This is a genomic window from Caballeronia sp. EK, from assembly GCF_014384845.1.
GTDB classification, from domain to species: domain Bacteria; phylum Pseudomonadota; class Gammaproteobacteria; order Burkholderiales; family Burkholderiaceae; genus Caballeronia; species Caballeronia jiangsuensis.
On the sequence record NZ_JACSUE010000003.1, the window covers coordinates 378576 to 396327 of the forward strand.

Consider the following 17752-nt stretch of genomic DNA (forward strand, 5'->3'; position numbering starts at 1 on the left):
CTGACGCCTGCCTGCCTTACGGCGGCGTAGCCCAAGCAAAAGCCCCGCATCCTTTCGGAAGCGGGGCTTTTTTAACGACGTCAGCGTCGATCAGTTCGACGACGACGGCGGCGGCGCCTGGCTGAGCTTGACCTTCGAGCGCGCCTTCAATGCGTTGATATAAGCCTCCATGTCGGCTTGCGCATAGACCTGCGCGACCTGCTGCTGCGCACCTGCGAGACGATCGGCGGCAACCGGCGTGGCCTTCTCGATGCCGTTCACGCGATAGATCGCATAACCGTCCGCGCCGAGATCCACACCGACATAAGCCGGCAGCTTCGATGCATCCACCTTGAAGATCGCGCTCAGCGCAGCGGGCGGCAAGCCTTGCGCGTCGTTACGCGAAACCGTGACGGGCGACGTGAAGCCATCGGCCGACTTCGACTTCTGCAGATTCGCAAGCTTCGCTTCGCCTTCCTTCTTCGCCGTCGCAGCGGCCATTTCCGCGATCACCTTCTTGCGCACGTCGTCTTTCACGGCGTCGAACGCCGGAACCGACGAAGCCTTGTAGTCGGTCACGCGCGCGGCGATCAGCGTGTTGTTGCCGACGTCGATGGCCTGCGTGTTGTTGCGGTCCTTCACCGCGTCCGGCGCGAAGACGGCCGCGAGGAACTTCGGATTGTTGAGCGGATTGTCCTGCGGCAACTGCGGATTCGGCTTCGGGCCGACCGTCGCGGTCTGGATCGTCAGCTTGTACTTGTCCGCGGCGGGTTGCAGCGTCTTCGCCTTCTCGTAGACGAGATCGGTGAAGCCTTGCGCGTTTTCGGCGAAGCCCTTCGTGCCTTGCTGGGCGGCATAGTCCTTGGCGAGCGAATCTTTCACTTCGTCGAAAGGCTTCGTGATGGACGGCTTCACATCGGTTGCCTGGATGATGTGATATCCGAAGTCCGACTCGACGATATTGCTCACCTCGCCCTTCTTCAGGCCGAACGCGGCGTCGTCGAAAGCCTTGCCGCCCGCAATCTGGCCGCGCGCGAAGTAGCCGAGATCGCCGCCCTTGCTCGCCGAACCGGGATCGTCCGAGTTCTTCTGCGCGATCTGCGCGAACTGGTCGGGATGCGCCTTGACTTGCGCGAGCAGTTCTTCGGCTTTCTGCTTCGCCTTCGCTTTGTCCGCCGCGCTCGCGTCCTTCGGCGCGTTCACGAGAATGTGGCTCGCGCGCACTTCCGCTTCCGTGCGATAGCGCTGGATGTTGTCGTCGTAATACTTCTTGAGCTCGGCGTCGCTTGGCTTCGATGCCGCCGCAACCGTCGATGGCGACAGCAGCAGATACTGGATCGTGGCCGTCTCGGGCGTCGCGAAGTCGTTGCGATGCGCGTCGTAGTAAGCGTTGAGCTGCGCGTCGGTGGGCTGGATCTTCGCGGTGTAGTCGGCCGCGCGCAGCGACAGACCCTGCACCGAGCGCTTCTGCTCGGCGAGCTCCGTCAGACTCTGCGCAAGCGCTTTCGATGTGAACGATGTCGTCTGGATGCTGCCCGGAATCTGCTCGGTCGCGATCGTGTAGCGCATGCGCTCGTCGTACTGCGCGGGCGTCATGCCCTGCATCGCGAGCAGTTGCTTGTAGCGATCGAGGTCGATGCTGCCATCGGGTTTCTTCAGCGACGAGATCACCGGATCGGAAAGCAGCGCGCGGCGCACGGCGTCATCCGACGCGGTCAGATGCAGGCGCTGCGTTTCGTCGGCCATCGCCCGTTGCTGCACGAGGCTGTCGACCATCGCGGCGCGTGCCTCGGGCGTATCGAACATCTTGGCGTCGAACTGCGCGCCGAGCATCGAGCGGGCGCGGTCCACTTGCTGACGGAAGGCGCTGTCGAACTCCGCGCGCGTGATCTTGTGGCCATTCACGCTGGCGACGTAGGAGCTTTCGTCGAAATAGTTGCTGAAGCCCTGGATCCCGACCATGCCCAGACCGGGCACGATGATCAGGATCAGCAGAGCCATCATCAGGCGCTGGTGATTACGGAAAAAGTCGAGCATGCGTAGCGCTGCGTGGTTATAACAAAACGCTCGATATTACAACAGTGGACGGGGAAAAGGCGAAAGGCAGGTGGGATTTGCGTTCCCAAGAGCGAAATAGTCGCGCCGACTTTCCGTAGTGAAAGGTCTCACGCTCCGGAAATACCTTGCGTGCAGCGAATCAGCGGCACACAGACGCATGCTTCTTCGCGCAATCGTTAGCATTCTTAACGACGCGGAATCACGCGCAAAAAACAAAAAAGTCCCGCAAGCGATGCAGCTTGCGGGACTTTCATGTTCGATTCTGGCGGAGCGGACGGGACTCGAACCCGCGACCCCCGGCGTGACAGGCCGGTATTCTAACCAACTGAACTACCGCTCCTGGGTAGCGCGCAATGAACTGAGACCTGGTGGGTGCTGAGAGGCTCGAACTCCCGACCTACGCCTTGTAAGGGCGCCGCTCTACCAACTGAGCTAAGCACCCGGTCCGCAAATTCATTCGGTTTGCGCTGCGCTGAATTCATGCGCTTCGTTTGAGAAGCGCCGTATCCAGCGAGTCCGCTAGTTTAGCGCATCCTTCAGCGCTTTGCCAGGGCGAAATTTCGGGACCTTCGCGGCTTCGATCTTGATCGCATCGCCCGTGCGCGGATTGCGGCCCGTGCGCGCGGTGCGCTTGCCCACGGCGAACGTCCCGAAGCCGACGAGCGTCACGGTGCCGCCCTTCTTCAGCGTCGCGCTCACGCCGCCGATCACCGCTTCGAGCGCGCGGCCGGCTGCGGCCTTGGAGATATCGGCTTGCTGCGCGATATGGTCGATCAATTCCGTCTTGTTCATGGTGATCCCCGAATCAGTATTGGCACGTTGTAATCGATCTGGTCCAGCATCGATGCGAATGGCATCTCGATATGATGGATGCGGCGCTCATTTAACTTAGCCGAAAGAAGCGTGTCAACGGGGGTTGAGCCTTATTCGGCGAGGGTTTGAAGCGTTTTAGAAGACCTCTTCGGAAAAGCGTTTCGATCGGCATAGGGGACGGCCATGAGGCCGTACCCCTGCCACACCACCCGGCATGCGGGTCCGCACCGGGCGGTTCGGGAAGTTGAGGTCAGGAGAGCCGGGGGACGCCAAGCCGGTCGAAATAGGAGATGGTCATCACCCGCTTGAGCAGCCGGTCGCTGTTGCGCCACCAGCGACGACTGTTAGCCGCCACCTGTCGCGCCACATCGGCCGGTGCAGCCAGCGCGCGCAGTTCCCGGTAGATGGTTGAGCCACGGCGCCAGTGCTTGAGCTGGATGGCGCGCAACCGATGGCGCAGCCACTCGTCCAATAAACGCCAGACCTTCGGTGTCTGCGCCAGCCGGAAGTAAGCCTGCCACCCCAGCACATAAGCCCGCAGCCTTTCCAGCACGTCCTTCATGCTGCGCCCGCCATTACGACGGGTCAGTTCACGAATGCGGTGCCTGAACGTCAGCAGCGCTTTGAGCGCCACCTTGCGTTTCACGACCCCGCCGGACGCTACCCACAGGCTGTAGCCCAGAAACTTGCGACCAAATACACTCGCCACCGCGCTTTTGGTCTCGTTGACCTTCAGGCGCAGTCGACCATACAGGCGTCGCAACAGCGTCATCACCCGCTCGCCTGCGCGACGACTGCGAACATAGACGTTCGCATCGTCGGCGTAACGTGCAAAGCAATGACCCCGCCGCTCCAGTTCCTTATCCACCTCGTCAAGCAGCACGTTGGCCAGCAACGGCGATAGCGGCCCGCCCTGCGGCGTGCCCTGATCCCGCTGCTGGAACATCCCGTCATCCATGATGCCGCTGTTCAGATACGCACGGATCAGCCGGATCACGCCCGCATCATCGATTCGTTTCTGCACGCGGTCGATCAGAATGTCGTGGTTGACCCGGTCGAAGAACTTCTCCAGATCGACATCCACCACGACTCGCCGACCCGACTGCACGTACGATTGCGCGGCTAACACCGCGTCGTGCGCACGCCGTCCAGGACGAAAGCCGTAGCTGTGCTCGCTGAAGGTGGGATCCAGAATCGGTTGCAGCACTTGCAGCAGCGCCTGCTGGATCAGCCGGTCCGTCACCGTCGGGATGCCGAGCTCGCGCTCGCCTCCGTCCGGTTTCGGTATCGTCACCCGTCGTACCGGACTGGGCCGGTACGTCCCCTTGAGCAATCGTTCGCGGATCGCAGGCCACGCGCTCACCAGATGACGCGACGTCTGGTCAATGTCCAGACCGTCCACGCCAGCGGCGCCCTTGTTGGCCCGTACCCGTTTGAACGCCCGCTTCAGGTTCTCTCTCGTCAGCGCCGCTTCCAGCAGCGATGACCCTGCGTCCCCGGTTTCATGGCGCGGGCAGCAGGCTTCGTCGCTCACGGGCATAGGCGCAGCTTCACCGCGCGTGGCTCCCGTTCGCCCCGCTTGCGCGGGCATCTGACGCAATACCTGTCGCATCGACATGACGCTGGACACTCCTTCCCGTTTGGCCCTTCGTCGCTAGCTTTGGCTTCATCAGCCTGTCCTGAGACTACTATGGCCGCTGCTGACTTCTCGCTCCGGCTCGACACCGTCGCCCTTTCAGGCATGAGGCGAGATCTCCCCAGGTAAGAACGCACTCCTTCATCGCACAACCGCCGCATCTACGCCGCTTCGCCTTGGTCACGAGAGCTTTGCGGTTCTTGGCCCGCTCGCCCTGCTCGGCAGCGCCTTCTATGCGGTTCTTGTTCATCGGCTCGCGATTTATGCTCCACGCTTCCTCCCCACACTCGGTCGCCCTCATGCAGTTGCGTTTCGCTTCGTTCGCTGTGACCAGCTTACGGCGGGACTTACACCCACAGGAGTGCGCCCATGCTGGGCGCACCAAAAAGAAAAACCCGCAGGCAAACGCCTGCGGGTTTTAGCTTCGATCACGCAACACGGCGATGAAACCGTGTCGCGAGAAGCGCTCAGTGCTTCACAAACTCGCCCGATGCAGGCGCGTCCTTTTGCTCGGCCGTCGTGACCGGCGTTGCCTTCGCTTCTTCCTCGGGCAACGACTCCGGCGCGCGTTCGAGTGCCAGTTCCAGCACGCGATCGATCCAGCGAACCGGCACGATCTCGATGGCGTTCTTCACGTTGTCGGGAATCTCGGCCAGATCCTTGGTGTTCTCCTCGGGGATCAGCACGAGCTTGATGCCACCGCGATGCGCCGCCAGCAGCTTCTCCTTCAATCCGCCGATCGGCAGCACTTCGCCGCGCAGCGTGATTTCGCCCGTCATCGCAACATCCGCGCGAACCGGAATGCCCGTCAGCACCGACACCAGCGCCGTGGTCATCGCGATACCGGCGGACGGACCGTCCTTCGGCGTCGCGCCTTCCGGCACGTGGATGTGAATGTCCTTCTTCTCGAAGGACTCATCCGTGATACCGAGACGACGCGAACGCGAACGCACCACCGAGCGCGCCGCTTCGACGGATTCCTTCATCACGTCGCCGAGCGAACCCGTGCGGATCACACCGCCCTTGCCGGGCATCACCGCCGCTTCGATCGTCAGCAGATCGCCGCCGACTTCCGTCCACGCAAGACCCGTGACCTGACCGATCTGGTTGTCCTTCGCGGCCAGACCGAAGTCGTACTTGCGCACGCCGAGGAAGGTGTCGAGGTTGGAGCCATCGACCTTCACGGCGCCTTCGGCCTTCTTCAGCAGCAACATCTTCACGACCTTGCGGCAGATCTTCGACACTTCGCGCTCGAGCGAACGCACACCCGCTTCACGCGTGTAGTAACGAATGATGTCGCGGATGGCTTGCTCGGTGACATCGATCTCGCCGTCCTTCAAGCCGTTGTTGCGCTTCTGCTTCGGCAACAGGTAACGCGTCGCGATGCTGACCTTCTCGTCTTCCGTGTAACCCGACAGGCGGATGACTTCCATCCGGTCGAGCAGCGGCGGCGGAATGTTCAGCGAGTTCGACGTCGCCACGAACATCACGTCCGACAGGTCGAAGTCCACTTCGATGTAGTGGTCAGCGAACGTGTGGTTCTGTTCCGGGTCGAGCACTTCGAGCAGCGCGGAAGCCGGATCGCCGCGGAAATCCATGCCCATCTTGTCGACTTCGTCGAGCAGGAAGAGCGGATTGCGCACGCCGACCTTCGTCAGGCTTTGCAGGATCTTGCCGGGCATCGAACCGATATACGTGCGACGGTGACCGCGAATCTCGGACTCGTCATGCACGCCGCCGAGCGCCATGCGCACGAACTTGCGGTTCGTCGCGCGGGCGATGGATTGCCCAAGCGAGGTCTTGCCGACGCCCGGAGGCCCGACGAGGCACAGGATCGGCGCCTTCACCTTCTCGACGCGTTGCTGAACCGCGAGGTACTCGAGAATGCGTTCCTTCACCTTCTCGAGACCGAAGTGGTCTTCGTCCAGCACACGCTCGGCGTTCGTGAGGTCATTGTTGACCTTGCTCTTCTTGCGCCACGGCAAACCGATCAGCGTGTCGATGTAGTTGCGCACGACGGTCGCTTCCGCAGACATCGGCGACATGAGCTTGAGCTTCTTGAGCTCGGCATCGGCCTTTTTCTTGGCTTCCTTCGGCATGCGCGCGGCGGTGATGCGTTTCTCGAGTTCTTCGAGATCCGCGCCCTCTTCGCCTTCGCCCAGTTCCTTCTGGATTGCCTTGACCTGTTCGTTCAGGTAGTACTCGCGCTGGCTCTTCTCCATCTGGCGCTTCACGCGCCCACGAATGCGCTTCTCGACCTGAAGGATGTCGATTTCGGCTTCGAGCTGCGCGAGCAAATGCTCCAGACGCTCGATCACAGGGAACATCTCGAGGATGTGCTGCTTTTGATCGAGCTTGAGCGGCAAATGCGCGGCGATGGTGTCGGCAAGACGACCCGCTTCGTCGATACCCGACAGCGACGTCAGGATCTCCGGCGGAATCTTCTTGTTGAGCTTCACGTACTGATCGAACTGGGAAACGATCGCGCGGCGCAGCGCTTCGGTTTCAGCGCTGTCGGCGTGATCGGGCTCGAGCGGCATCACGTCGCACGAGAATTGCGTTTCCTGCTCTTCGATCGAGAGCGTCTTGGCGCGTTGCAAACCTTCGACGAGCACTTTCACGGTGCCGTCGGGCAGCTTCAGCATTTGCAGGATGTTGGCGACACATCCCACTTCGTACATGTCCTTTTCGGTCGGTTCATCTTTCGCCGCCGTCTTCTGGGCGACGAGCATGATGTGCTTGCCGCCTTCCATCGCGGCTTCGAGGGCCTTGATCGACTTGGGCCGCCCGACGAAGAGCGGAATCACCATATGCGGGAAAACGACTACGTCGCGCAGCGGGAGCAGCGGCAGCGTAATGCGTTCCTGCGGGAGGAGTTGGGTTCCTGACATTTCATTTCCCCATTAATGGAATCAGTTCAGTCGTAAGTAAGGCCGTTCAGAGCTATTGCAAGCCTTTATCGGAAGGGAAAAGTCGTTAGTCAAAGATCGCGTCAGTAACGTCCACAAGATAAACCGAAAAAAATAAAAGGCCGTTCACGTCGCCATGAACGGCCTTTCGCCGACACACAGCCTGCTTCAGTTCGATCCTGCTACTTTCGGTGCGTCTTCGTAGATGAGCAGCGGCTTGCCGTCGCCGTCGATCGTGTTGTCGTCGACGATCACCTTCGAAACGCCCTTCATGGTCGGCAGTTCGTACATCACGTCGAGCAACGCCTGTTCCAGAATCGAACGAAGGCCGCGCGCGCCGGTCTTGCGGCGAATCGCCTTCTGCGCGATGGCCTGCAGCGCCGCCGGGCGGATTTCCAGTTCCACGCGTTCCATCGCGAAGAGCTTGTGATACTGCTTCACGAGCGCGTTCTTCGGTTCGATGAGAATCTTCACGAGCGCGGCTTCATCGAGCTTGCCGAGCGTCGCCACGACGGGCAGACGGCCGATCAGTTCAGGAATCAGACCGAACTTGATCAGATCTTCCGGCTCGACTTCGCGCAGCACTTCGCCTGCGTCGCGATCCTGCTTGCTCTTCACGCTCGCGCCGAAACCGATACCAGTCTTCTCGGTGCGGTCCGTGATGACCTTTTCCAGACCATCGAACGCGCCGCCGCAGATGAACAGGATGTTGGTCGTATCGACCTGGATGAAATCCTGATTCGGGTGCTTGCGTCCGCCTTGCGGCGGCACCGACGCCATCGTGCCTTCGACCAGCTTGAGCAATGCCTGCTGCACGCCCTCGCCCGACACGTCGCGCGTGATGGACGGGTTGTCCGACTTGCGGCTGATCTTGTCGATTTCGTCGATGTAAACGATTCCGCGCTGCGCCTTGTCGACTTCGTAGTTGCAGTTCTGCAGCAGCTTCTGAATGATGTTCTCGACGTCCTCGCCGACATAGCCGGCTTCGGTCAGCGTCGTTGCATCCGCGATCACGAACGGCACGTTCAGCATGCGGGCGAGCGTCTGCGCGAGCAGCGTCTTGCCCGAGCCGGTCGGCCCGATCAGGAGAATGTTGCTCTTCGACAGCTCGATCTCGTCTTTCTTGTCGAGATGCTTGAGCCGCTTGTAATGGTTGTACACGGCCACCGCGAGAATTTTCTTCGCGCGTTCCTGGCCGATGACGTACTGGTTGAGGATATCGCTGATTTCCTGCGGGCTCGGCAGGTCGGACCTCGTCAGCCCGGCCTCCTCCGCCGCGCCGGCTGCCTCGTCGCGAATGATCTCGTTGCACAGATCGATACATTCGTCGCAGATGAACACCGACGGCCCAGCGATGAGCTTCTTCACCTCATGCTGGCTTTTTCCGCAGAACGAGCAATACAGCAGCTTTTCGCTGCTGGAACCTTTTTTGTCCGCCATAAATGTGTAAGCCTCCGGACACTCTTGTTACATGATACGCGCTTCGATTCGACGACGCAGATTCGCACCCGCGAGGTCGAAAGAAGCACGTTTTTGGCGTTGCGCCGCATGCGCGACTTCGCACTTCTCGCCGGCTTTTCGTCTCCGAGGGCCGGCGCAGCGCCGCTCCGGACGCCTTCAGGGACGCTTGTGAAGCACCTGGTCGACGAGGCCGTAAGCTTGCGCATCGTCGCCCGACATGAAGTTGTCGCGATCCGTGTCGCGCGCGATGCGCTCGACCGGCTGACCCGTGTGATGCGACAGCAACTGATTCAAACGTTCCTTCAGGTACAGGATTTCCCGCGCCTGGATCTCGATGTCCGATGCCTGACCGCGCGCGCCGCCGAGCGGCTGGTGAATCATCACGCGCGCGTTCGGCAGCGCGACGCGCTTGCCCTTCGCGCCCGCAGCCAGCAGGAACGCGCCCATGCTCGCGGCGAGACCCATGCACAGCGTGGAGACATCGGGCTTCACGAACTGCATGGTGTCGTAGATCGCCATGCCGGCCGAAACCGAGCCGCCAGGGCTGTTGATGTACAGGCTGATGTCCTTGTCCGGGTTCTCGCTTTCGAGGAACAGCAACTGGGCGACGACGAGGTTCGCCGACTGGTCGTTCACCTCGCCGACGAGAAACACCACGCGCTCCTTCAGGAGGCGCGAATAAATGTCATAGGCCCGCTCGCCGCGGCCGCTCGTTTCCACGACCATCGGAACGAGGCCGAGCGCCTGGGCTTCGAAGTCCCGCGATGCGTGGGACGCCAACGTGTCGAGCAATTCAGCGCGAAAGGTCATGCAATTTCCTTGTTCGGAATAGGGATACTGAACGACAAAGGAACATCCAATAGAACGGCATGCAAACGCCCAAACTTTAATGCAAAAAAGGCGTGCGAGCCGTCAGTCCGACGACTCCGCACGCCCCTTGCCTAACGCGTCAGGCTTGCGCCGTTGCGCTGGCCAGTTCCTCGAAGCTGACTTCCTTGTCGGTCACCTTGGCCTTGCCCAGGACGAAATCGACGACGTTGCTTTCCACGACGTACGCTTCCATCTCGGCGAGGCGCTGCTGGTTCGAATAATACCAGCGGACGACTTCCTTCGGGTCTTCGTAGCTCTTGGCGAATTCGTCCACTTCAGCGCGGATCTGTTCCGGCTTCGCCTGCAGTTCGTTGGCCTTCACCAGTTCGGCCAGCACGAGGCCCAGCTTCACGCGGCGCTCGGCCTGCTCGGCGAACATTTCGGCCGGGATCGGCGCGTCGGCGGCGTTCGGCACGCCGCGCTGCTGCAGGTCCTGGCGCGCCATTTCGACGAGACGCTGCTGATCCTGCTCGATCAGCGCCTTCGGCGCGTCCAGCTCGGAGATTTTCAGGAGCGCGTCCATGACCTGGTTCTTCACGATCTGCTGCGTGCGGCGCTTCGCTTCGCGCTCCAGGTTGTCCTTGATCTCGGTGCGCATCTTCGTGAGATCGCCGTCTTCGATGCCGAGCGACTTCGCAAAGTCCGCGTTGATTTCCGGCAGATGCGGCCACTCGATCTTCTTGACCGTGATCGTGAACTGCGCCGTTTTGCCCGCGACGTCCTTGCCGTGGTAGTCCTCGGGGAACTTGAGGTCGAAATCGCGCGATTCGCCGACCTTCAGGCCCGTCGCGGCTTGCTCGAATTCCGGCAGCATGCGGCCTTCGCCCAGCACGAACGCGAAGTCTTCCGCGCTGCCGCCTTCGAACGCGACACCGTCGATCTTGCCGACGAAGTCGAGCGTCACGCGGTCGCCGTCGGCCGCTGCCGTGCTCGCGCCGCCGTCGCCATGCTCGCCGGCTTCACCGCGGGCGTGGAAGTGCACGCGCTGCTTGCGCAGGATGTCCAGCGTGCGATCGACTTCAGCTTCGGAGATGGTCGTGACCGTGCGTTCGATTTCAGCGTTCGCCACATCGCCGAGTTGCACTTCCGGATAGACCTCGAAGGTCGCGTCGAATGCGTAGGCGTCGGCTGCGACTTCCGACTTCGGCGCGAAGCTCGGCTGGCCCGCGACGCGCAGGTTTTCGGCGCGCGTGACGTCGAAGAATTCCTTGCCGACCTTGTCGCTCAGCACTTCCGCCTCGACCTGGCCGCCGTACTGCTGCGTCACCATCTTGAGCGGCACCTTGCCCGGGCGGAAGCCCGGCATGCGCACGTTCTTGGCCAGCTGGCGGATGCGCGAATCCACTTCCTTCTGCACGGTGTCTTTCGGCAGGGAAATCGTCACGCGGCGTTCGAGCTTGCCGAGGTTCTCAACTACGTTAGCCATGGCTGAAATCGTCCTAGAGTAAATCGTAAATTCGGTGTTCGGTTCTTCCGCGGTTCTTAAGGCGCGGGTCCGGATGCGGGCTCTGCGGGAGCCGGCCGAAATCGACGCCTGGCGCCGAAAGACGCGCAAAAAACGCATCTCGCGGCGTGCCGGAACGTCGCCCGACACGGTGTCAGTCAACAGAGCCAAGTATTTTAGCAAACAATTCCGCGCGGTCCGTCCGACGAATTCGTGAACGCGCCGTTTCAGCCGGATTTCCCCGGCAAAGCGCCCTTTTAACGAGGAAATTTCGGCGTAAATCCGCGTTTTTCCGACGCGCTCCCACGCGCACAATTCCCGTTATCGGCGCGCCGCTATTTTGCGGCGCGCGCCGCGCTGATAAGCTTGCCGGCGCATGATTCACGCGACGAAGCCGCCCTGCGCGCAATCCATTGCCGCATGGCATGAAGCGCATGCAACAAGTGCATAGATAAGGCATCGCCGCGGCTTTTCAATCGTTCCTTCACACCAGAACATTCGAGACACCATGCCTAACGCCACGTCTGCTGCTCCCGTAGTTGTCATCGCTCCCGATTCCTTCAAGGGCTCGCTCGCCGCGGAAGGCGTCGCGAACGCCATCGCGGAAGGCATCAGGCGCGCACGGCCGGACGCCGACATCCGCATCCGCCCGATGGCCGACGGCGGCGAAGGCACGCTCGACGCGATGCTCTCGGCGGGCGGCGAGCGCCGCATGCTCAACGTGCGCGGCGCGGCCGCCGCGCGGCGCGATGCCGCGACCGGCCTGCTCGACGACGGCGGCGCGATCATCGAGACGGCGGAAGTCGTCGGCATCACCGATCCGGATGGCATGGCCGTGCCCGTCACCGAGCGCAGCACGCTCGGCATGGGCGAGGCGATCCGCGCGCTACTCGATTCGGGCGCGCGCACGTTCTACGTCGCGCTCGGCGGCAGCAGCACCAACGACGGCGGCGCAGGCCTGCTCGTCGGCCTCGGGCTCAAACTTTTCGATGCGGCCGGCAAGGAACTCGCTCCGGTGCCGTCGGCGCTCGCGCAGATCGCGCGGATCGACGCGTCGGGACTCGATGCGCGTGTGAAGGATGCGAAATTCGTCGGCATGTCCGATGTCGATAACCCGCTCACCGGCGATCACGGCGCGACCGCGATCTTCGGTCCGCAAAAAGGCGTGACGCCCGAACAAGTGGCGACGATCGACGCCGCCCTCACCCATTTCGCCGATCTTCTCGAACCCGCGATGGGGGTCGCGAAGCGCAACGAACCCGGCGCGGGCGCGGCGGGCGGACTCGGCTTCGCGCTGCACATGCTCGGCGCGCGCTTCGAGACGGGCGCGGAAGTGGTCGCGCGCGAGATCGGCCTCGATGCCGCGCTCGAAGGCGCGAACTGGCTGATCACGGGCGAAGGCCGTTCGGATGTCCAGACGCTGCACGGCAAGGCGCCCTTCATCGCCTGCAAGCACGCGCGCGATTCGGGCGTGCCGGCATCGCTGCTGTCGGGCGCGGTCGATTCGGCTGCTCTGCCGCGACTCTCCGAATTCTTCAGCGGCTGCTTCTCGCCCGCGCCGGGCCCGATCACGCTCGATACGGCGATCCGCGACGCCGCGCGCCTGCTCGCTAACGAAGCCGAGCAACTCACGCGGCTCCGGTTCGGTTCGATCTGAGCGTCGGGAACCGCTAGACGACCGCGCGCCTCGCGCTAAACGCGAGCCGGTCGAGGCACCAGACCGCGAGCATCGTCGCACCCATCAGCGGGAAAACCACGCCCAGTAAGGTGAGGCCGCCGCGCCACGCGCGCATCGGCGGCCGCTTGACCGGACGCGCCGGCGCGCCGAGTTCACGCGCGGGCCGGCGCTTCCACCACATGATGAAGCCCGTCACGGCCAGCGTCGCGAGCCCGAGCGAGATCGCGGAGCAGACGATCTGGTTCGCGAGCCCGAAGTAGCGCCCCATGTGCAGCGACGTGCCATACGAAATCCATTGCGCGACGCGTCCGTAGCTCGCGTAATCGATGTCGGACAGCACGCGGCCGCTGTACTGATCGATGTGAAGCGTGCGTTCGGCGCGCGGATCGGCCGGGAAATACGAAACCGTGTAGACGCCCGTCGGCTTGTCGGGCAGCGCGATGCCGTAGTCGTCGGCGATTCCGTTTTTCGTGGCGAGCGCGACCACGTCGTCGATCGACACGCGCGCGGCCGGCGAAGAAGCGTCGGCGCTATCGGGCACGGTCGTCGCGCCGACGGCCCACGGCGTCTGATGCAGCGGGAGGTCGTCCATCTTCATGTGCATGCCGTGCATCGCGTGCTCATCCGTGTTCTTCGATGCGGCGCCGGGCGCGGCCGAATGCACATGCGCTTCGCCCCAAGCGCCCTTCGGATAGCCGAGCGACGCCGATGTCGCGAGCGCCTTGAACTCCTTGCCCCATGATCCCGACCACGGCAGCCCCGAGAGCACGAAGAACAGCGCGCCGATGGCGAGCCAGATGCCGCCCACCGCATGCAGATCGCGCCACCACGCGCGTCCTCGCAACGACAGACGCGGCAACCACACGCCACCCTCTCGCGCGTTCGACCGGCTCGGCCACCACAGCGCGATGCCCGTGCCGATCATCACGAGGGTCCAGCAACCGGCCAGTTCCATCACGAGTTCGCCGGTCTTGCCGAGCATCAGCCCGCGATGCAGATTGCGCACCTGCTTCATCAATCGATGTTCGACGGAAAGCGTGCCGAGCACCGCGCCGTCATAGGGATTCACATACACGCTTTCGCTCTCGCCCGAAGGCAGGCGAAAGACGAACTCGGCGCTGCGCGTGCGATCGGTTTCGATTTGCGCGAGCGTCGGCACGGCGCCGGGCGGCTCGTTCGCGGCGGCCTTCGCAAGCAGGACATCGCGGGGAAGCTGCGGTCCGTGCGTATCCGCGACGACCATCCGGTCGCGATACAGAAGCGGCTCGATCTGCGGCTGGAAGCAATAGATCGTGCCGGTGATCGCGAGCACGATGAGTAGCGGCATCACGAAGAGCGCCGCATAGAAATGCCAGCGCCAGAGCGTGCGACGGTGCGCCGCGACCTCCGCGTTCAGGTTGGGTGCAAGCATGGCGATTCTCGTTGAATGTTCATGTTTTCAGACTGGGCGTGCGCGCTACATGCGGACTGGATACGCAATCCCGGCGCGAACGCCGACGCCCTCGCGGGATAAGCGAGACGGTCGGACAAAGGACGATGTCAGGAAAGAACGGGAGGCGCGCGCGGGCTCGCGGCGTTGAAGGATTTCGAAGCGACAGGGTCGGCGCTTGCGAATGTCGGGGCGCGCACGACGCGCTCGATCGATGCCACGTCATGCGCGGCGCTCGTCGCGACGGGCAGATCGTGTGCGAGCAATCCGCAGTACGAACAGGCGTCGAAATGATTCGCGGCGTCGTGATGACCCGCGTGCGCATCCGGTGCTGACACATCGACCGTGCACAGGATCGCTTGCGGATCGGTCGTGGCGTCGCGTGCTGCGAGCGTCTGGCTGATGACCGGCGCGACGATCGCGAGCCACATGGCGGCGATGCCGAGCCATGCGACGAAGCGATTGCGCGCGTTGCGAGTCATGAAAGGAAGCCCGGGTGTCGAGACGGATGAATGAACGGGATTGTAGGCAGCCGCTCACGAAGCGGCAATCCTGGAGCGTGTATGTCCGGGATCGGCGCTCATGCGCGCGCCTTGCGAGCGGATTGACCGAGCGAAAAGCATCGACGCATTTTCGCAGACATCGCCGGACGGATCGGTTAGAATTTCGGGCTTGGCACAGTGGACCGGTGCCGGACACGGCGGCATCGCCGGGCGCGAATCGTCACCGAATCAGCCCAGAGCCTGCCGTGCTGCGAGGATGGCGAAATTGGTAGACGCACCAGGTTTAGGTCCTGACGCCCGCAAGGGTGTGGGGGTTCGAGTCCCCCTCCTCGCACCACAACGAAACCCCTTTCATTGGCAAAGGGGTTTTTCGTTTTCGGGCTCTGCTTTCGCCGGTCAGATGCCGATGTTGCCCAGCCCGACCATCATCACCTCGCCTTTCGCCTGCGAGCGATCCGCGAAGTCGATGCCCGCGCTCCATCACCCGCCTGATCTCGCGTCGGCGAAGCCGCGCCCCGCCGGATAAAATGAGCGCCCATGCGTCGGTCCGCCGCGTGGCGAAACCGCAAGACGACACCCCACGACGCCTCCCCTTCGAACTCCCATAAGCCCCGTTCGTGAATTTCGACGACTATTGCCAGCAAAAGGCCGCCCCCGAAGGCTCCGGCACGTACTACGCGCTGCGCCGCGCGCCGGCCGCGAGCCAGCCGCTTCTGACCGCGCTCTTCGCGCTCTATCGCGAACTCGAAGAGACCGTGAAGGAAACCAGCGATCCGACCATCGGCCGCACGAAGCACGCGTGGTGGCAGAGCGAACTCGGCCGACTCGATGGCGGCGAGCCGACGCACCCGGTCACCAAGGCATTGCAGGCGCATGAAGGCGATGCAGCATGGCGCACGTCGCTCGCCACGGTCGTCGATGGTTTCGGCATGGATCTGGATCAGGCGCGCTATCTCGACTGGCCCGGTCTCAAACGGTATCTCGATCAGACAGGCGGCGCGTTCGCGACGGCGCTTGCGCGGGCCAGCGCGCGCGATCCGGTTCAGGCCGCCGCGTGGGCCGCTCCGCTGGGATCGGCGTTGCTGCTCGCGGAGCGTGTTCAGGAGATCGGCGGCGATGCGCGCAATGGCCGCATCTATATTCCCATCGACGAGTTGCAGCGCTTCAACGTGACCGCCGCGGACGTCATCAATCGAAAGTACAGCGATGCCTTCACGGATCTCATGCGCTTTCAGACCGGACGCGCCCGGCAAGCGCTCGACGATGCGCTGGCTGCCATCCCCGCCTCGGAACGCGCGACGCAGCGCATGCTGCGCGCGCAGGCCGCGCTATCGCTTGCGCTCTTCGACGAGATCGAACGCGAAAACTTTCAGGTGCTGCATCAACGCATCGCGCTCACGCCGATCCGCAAGCTGTGGATCACATGGCGCACGCGTTAGACGCGAAGAATCGGTAGCGGCTCGAAATGCGCGCCGAGGATCGCTGCGGAATCGCTCTGCCAGCATGCGTCGAGGACCGTCGCATACAGCCGTCTGAAGTCGATGCCGACGGGCAAGCCGCCGTCCGCGTCGAGCCGATCGAGTCGCGGCGGCGCGCCGAATAGTCCGCCGCGCACACGTCCACCCATCATGAAATGCGCCGAAGCCGCGCCGTGCTCCGTGCCGCCCGCAGCGTTTTCACGCGCGGCGCGCCCGAATTCCGAACGCGTCATCACGAGCGTACGGCTCCACGCGCCGGACGCGATCGACGACGCGCGCAGCGACGCGAGTCCTTCAGCCAGTTGTGCAAGACATGCCGCATGTCGGCGCGCCTGATTCTCGTGCGTATCGAAGCCATGCAGCGCGATGCGGATCACGCTTGTTTCATGCGACGCGGCGCGCGCGATGGCATCGCTTGCGGCATTGAACGTCTTCACCTCGGTGACGACGTTCACGCGATCGAGCCAGCCATCGGCGCGATATTCATCGACATGCGATGCGGTATCCCAGATCTGGCGCGAGCGGTAATGCGACCGGTTGGGCGCGTCGTAACCGACGCCCTGCACGATCGCGAGATCGTTCGCGTGCCACGCGCTCATCAACGGCGACAGCGACGGATGCAGTGCCGTGCGTTCATCGAGCGACAATGCCCGGTCTTTCGATATGGCGAGATTCGGCCTCAACTCGCGATAGCGAGGATCCGCGACTGGAATGACGGTGTTCAGCCCATCGTTGCCGCCGTCGAGATCGACGAGCACGAGCGAGCAAATACAAGACGAAGCATCGAAATGTGCGATAGCGCACGCTTCTTCCAAGCTGCCCGCACATCCTGCGAACGCGCCGGCAATCGAGAGGAATTGACGTCGGTTCATCGCGGGTCGCGCTGCTTACCGCTTATAGAGATCGCGCACCGCTTCTTCGATGTGCTGCCGCAGGAGACGGCGCTCGTCGGCGGTCATCACTGTGTGGCGCGGCGGGCGCGCGGGCGGTGTCTGATCGACCTGCTGGATGGGTTGCATCGCCAGCCCTTTCGGGTCGCGATCCTGGCTCGAAGGAGTCGAGCCTTTACCCGCGCTATTCACGCTACTCACGCGCTGCTGCGCGCGAATCATGCGGCCGTCGAAGCGATTTGGCGAAGTGGAGATGCCGCGATCGAAGCCCGTGGACTGTGCATAGGCGTGGGGTGTGCTCAGTACTGCGTAGAGCGCACTGGCAAGAAGTGTCTTTCTGAAGATGCGCTCGGAGCGCACAGGTCCGCGCTGCCGCGCTCCCTTCATGTTGTTCCCTTCGTTGCTCGACAACCGGACAGCCTCATTCTTTTCGCGCACGTCTTACAAGGGCTTGGTCGGGCCGCATGACGCGCTGGTCTAATGGAGTATCTACCGAATGGCGGGCTTAGGTAAAGGAGTGTACGCAGCAAACCCTTAGGCCGTGCCACAGCCTCCGTAAATTTTGTAACGAACTGTTACACTCGCTTTTGTTACAAACTCGGCG

13 protein-coding genes and 3 tRNA genes are annotated in these 17752 nt (G+C 62.8%); 3 read left to right on the forward strand and 13 right to left on the reverse strand.

The genetic code is table 11. The features are described from left to right. Positions 1 to 90: 90 nt before the first annotated feature. The 9 genes from IAG25_RS10405 to tig form a co-directional block, all read right to left on the reverse strand. A complete protein-coding gene (locus IAG25_RS10405) occupies positions 91 to 2016 on the reverse strand; it encodes a SurA N-terminal domain-containing protein (protein WP_187604785.1) in 1926 nt (641 codons plus the stop codon). A gap of 284 nt (positions 2017 to 2300) precedes the next feature. After that, positions 2301 to 2377 (reverse strand) — tRNA-Asp (locus tag IAG25_RS10410). Positions 2378 to 2403: 26 nt separating this feature from the next. Then, positions 2404 to 2479, reverse strand: a tRNA-Val gene (locus IAG25_RS10415). A gap of 77 nt (positions 2480 to 2556) precedes the next feature. Beyond that, the gene (locus IAG25_RS10420) at positions 2557 to 2883 is read right to left on the reverse strand and encodes an HU family DNA-binding protein (RefSeq protein ID WP_273591749.1); all 327 of its coding nucleotides are present in this window, start codon (positions 2881 to 2883) and stop codon (positions 2557 to 2559) included. Positions 2884 to 3100: 217 nt separating this feature from the next. Beyond that, a complete protein-coding gene (gene ltrA / locus IAG25_RS10425; protein WP_187604787.1) occupies positions 3101 to 4468 on the reverse strand; it encodes a group II intron reverse transcriptase/maturase in 1368 nt (455 codons plus the stop codon). A 485-nt stretch (positions 4469 to 4953) separates the two neighbouring features. Next, positions 4954 to 7377: an endopeptidase La gene (gene lon / locus IAG25_RS10430; protein ID WP_187604788.1), complete on the reverse strand. Its 2424-nt coding sequence runs from the start codon at positions 7375 to 7377 to the stop codon at positions 4954 to 4956. 186 nt (positions 7378 to 7563) lie between these two features. Next, positions 7564 to 8835, reverse strand: coding sequence for an ATP-dependent Clp protease ATP-binding subunit ClpX (gene clpX / locus IAG25_RS10435; protein WP_035498697.1), 1272 nt, complete (start codon positions 8833 to 8835; stop codon positions 7564 to 7566). A 177-nt stretch (positions 8836 to 9012) separates the two neighbouring features. Further along, positions 9013 to 9666, reverse strand: coding sequence for an ATP-dependent Clp endopeptidase proteolytic subunit ClpP (clpP, locus tag IAG25_RS10440; protein ID WP_035498698.1), 654 nt, complete (start codon positions 9664 to 9666; stop codon positions 9013 to 9015). A gap of 139 nt (positions 9667 to 9805) precedes the next feature. After that, on the reverse strand, positions 9806 to 11152 hold the full coding sequence (gene tig / locus IAG25_RS10445) for a trigger factor (protein WP_187604789.1): 1347 nt from the start codon (positions 11150 to 11152) through the stop codon (positions 9806 to 9808). A 526-nt stretch (positions 11153 to 11678) separates the two neighbouring features. Here tig and IAG25_RS10450 point away from each other — a divergent pair. After that, on the forward strand, positions 11679 to 12827 hold the full coding sequence (locus IAG25_RS10450) for a glycerate kinase family protein (RefSeq protein WP_187604790.1): 1149 nt from the start codon (positions 11679 to 11681) through the stop codon (positions 12825 to 12827). A gap of 13 nt (positions 12828 to 12840) precedes the next feature. On the opposite strand, the gene IAG25_RS10455 is transcribed toward IAG25_RS10450, so the two are convergent. Both IAG25_RS10455 and IAG25_RS10460 read right to left on the reverse strand, forming a co-directional pair. Next, positions 12841 to 14259 carry a PepSY-associated TM helix domain-containing protein gene (locus IAG25_RS10455; RefSeq protein WP_187604791.1) on the reverse strand — a complete coding sequence of 473 codons (1419 nt, stop codon included), beginning with the start codon at positions 14257 to 14259 and terminating at the stop codon, positions 12841 to 12843. Positions 14260 to 14387: 128 nt separating this feature from the next. Further along, on the reverse strand, positions 14388 to 14759 hold the full coding sequence (locus IAG25_RS10460; protein WP_187604792.1) for a DUF2946 domain-containing protein: 372 nt from the start codon (positions 14757 to 14759) through the stop codon (positions 14388 to 14390). Between the two features lie 271 nt (positions 14760 to 15030). Between IAG25_RS10460 and IAG25_RS10465 the strand changes: the two genes are divergently transcribed. Both IAG25_RS10465 and IAG25_RS10470 read left to right on the forward strand, forming a co-directional pair. Then, a tRNA-Leu gene (locus IAG25_RS10465) sits at positions 15031 to 15117 on the forward strand. 280 nt (positions 15118 to 15397) lie between these two features. Continuing rightward, on the forward strand, positions 15398 to 16219 hold the full coding sequence (locus IAG25_RS10470; RefSeq protein WP_187604793.1) for a squalene/phytoene synthase family protein: 822 nt from the start codon (positions 15398 to 15400) through the stop codon (positions 16217 to 16219). On the opposite strand, the gene IAG25_RS10475 is transcribed toward IAG25_RS10470, so the two are convergent. Further along, on the reverse strand, positions 16216 to 17130 hold the full coding sequence (locus IAG25_RS10475) for a DUF1501 domain-containing protein (RefSeq protein ID WP_187604794.1): 915 nt from the start codon (positions 17128 to 17130) through the stop codon (positions 16216 to 16218). The two genes, IAG25_RS10470 and IAG25_RS10475, sit on opposite strands and share 4 nt — an antisense overlap. Positions 17131 to 17145: 15 nt before the next feature. After that, positions 17146 to 17535: a hypothetical protein gene (locus IAG25_RS10480; RefSeq protein WP_187604795.1), complete on the reverse strand. Its 390-nt coding sequence runs from the start codon at positions 17533 to 17535 to the stop codon at positions 17146 to 17148. Positions 17536 to 17752 lie beyond the last annotated feature (217 nt).

Bases quoted from the DNA above. Each gene is read 5' to 3' on its own strand.
- clpX (WP_035498697.1), bottom strand. From the start codon at position 8,835: ATGGCGGACAAAAAAGGTTCCAGCAGCGAAAAGCTGCTGTATTGCTCG.
- IAG25_RS10405 (WP_187604785.1), bottom strand. From the start codon at position 2,016: ATGCTCGACTTTTTCCGTAATCACCAGCGCCTGATGATGGCTCTGCTG.
- tig (WP_187604789.1), bottom strand. From the start codon at position 11,152: ATGGCTAACGTAGTTGAGAACCTCGGCAAGCTCGAACGCCGCGTGACG.
- IAG25_RS10475 (WP_187604794.1), bottom strand. From the start codon at position 17,130: ATGAACCGACGTCAATTCCTCTCGATTGCCGGCGCGTTCGCAGGATGT.
- IAG25_RS10460 (WP_187604792.1), bottom strand. From the start codon at position 14,759: ATGACTCGCAACGCGCGCAATCGCTTCGTCGCATGGCTCGGCATCGCC.
- IAG25_RS10450 (WP_187604790.1), top strand. From the start codon at position 11,679: ATGCCTAACGCCACGTCTGCTGCTCCCGTAGTTGTCATCGCTCCCGAT.
- lon (WP_187604788.1), bottom strand. From the start codon at position 7,377: ATGTCAGGAACCCAACTCCTCCCGCAGGAACGCATTACGCTGCCGCTG.
- IAG25_RS10480 (WP_187604795.1), bottom strand. From the start codon at position 17,535: ATGAAGGGAGCGCGGCAGCGCGGACCTGTGCGCTCCGAGCGCATCTTC.
- clpP (WP_035498698.1), bottom strand. From the start codon at position 9,666: ATGACCTTTCGCGCTGAATTGCTCGACACGTTGGCGTCCCACGCATCG.
- ltrA (WP_187604787.1), bottom strand. From the start codon at position 4,468: ATGTCGATGCGACAGGTATTGCGTCAGATGCCCGCGCAAGCGGGGCGA.
- IAG25_RS10455 (WP_187604791.1), bottom strand. From the start codon at position 14,259: ATGCTTGCACCCAACCTGAACGCGGAGGTCGCGGCGCACCGTCGCACG.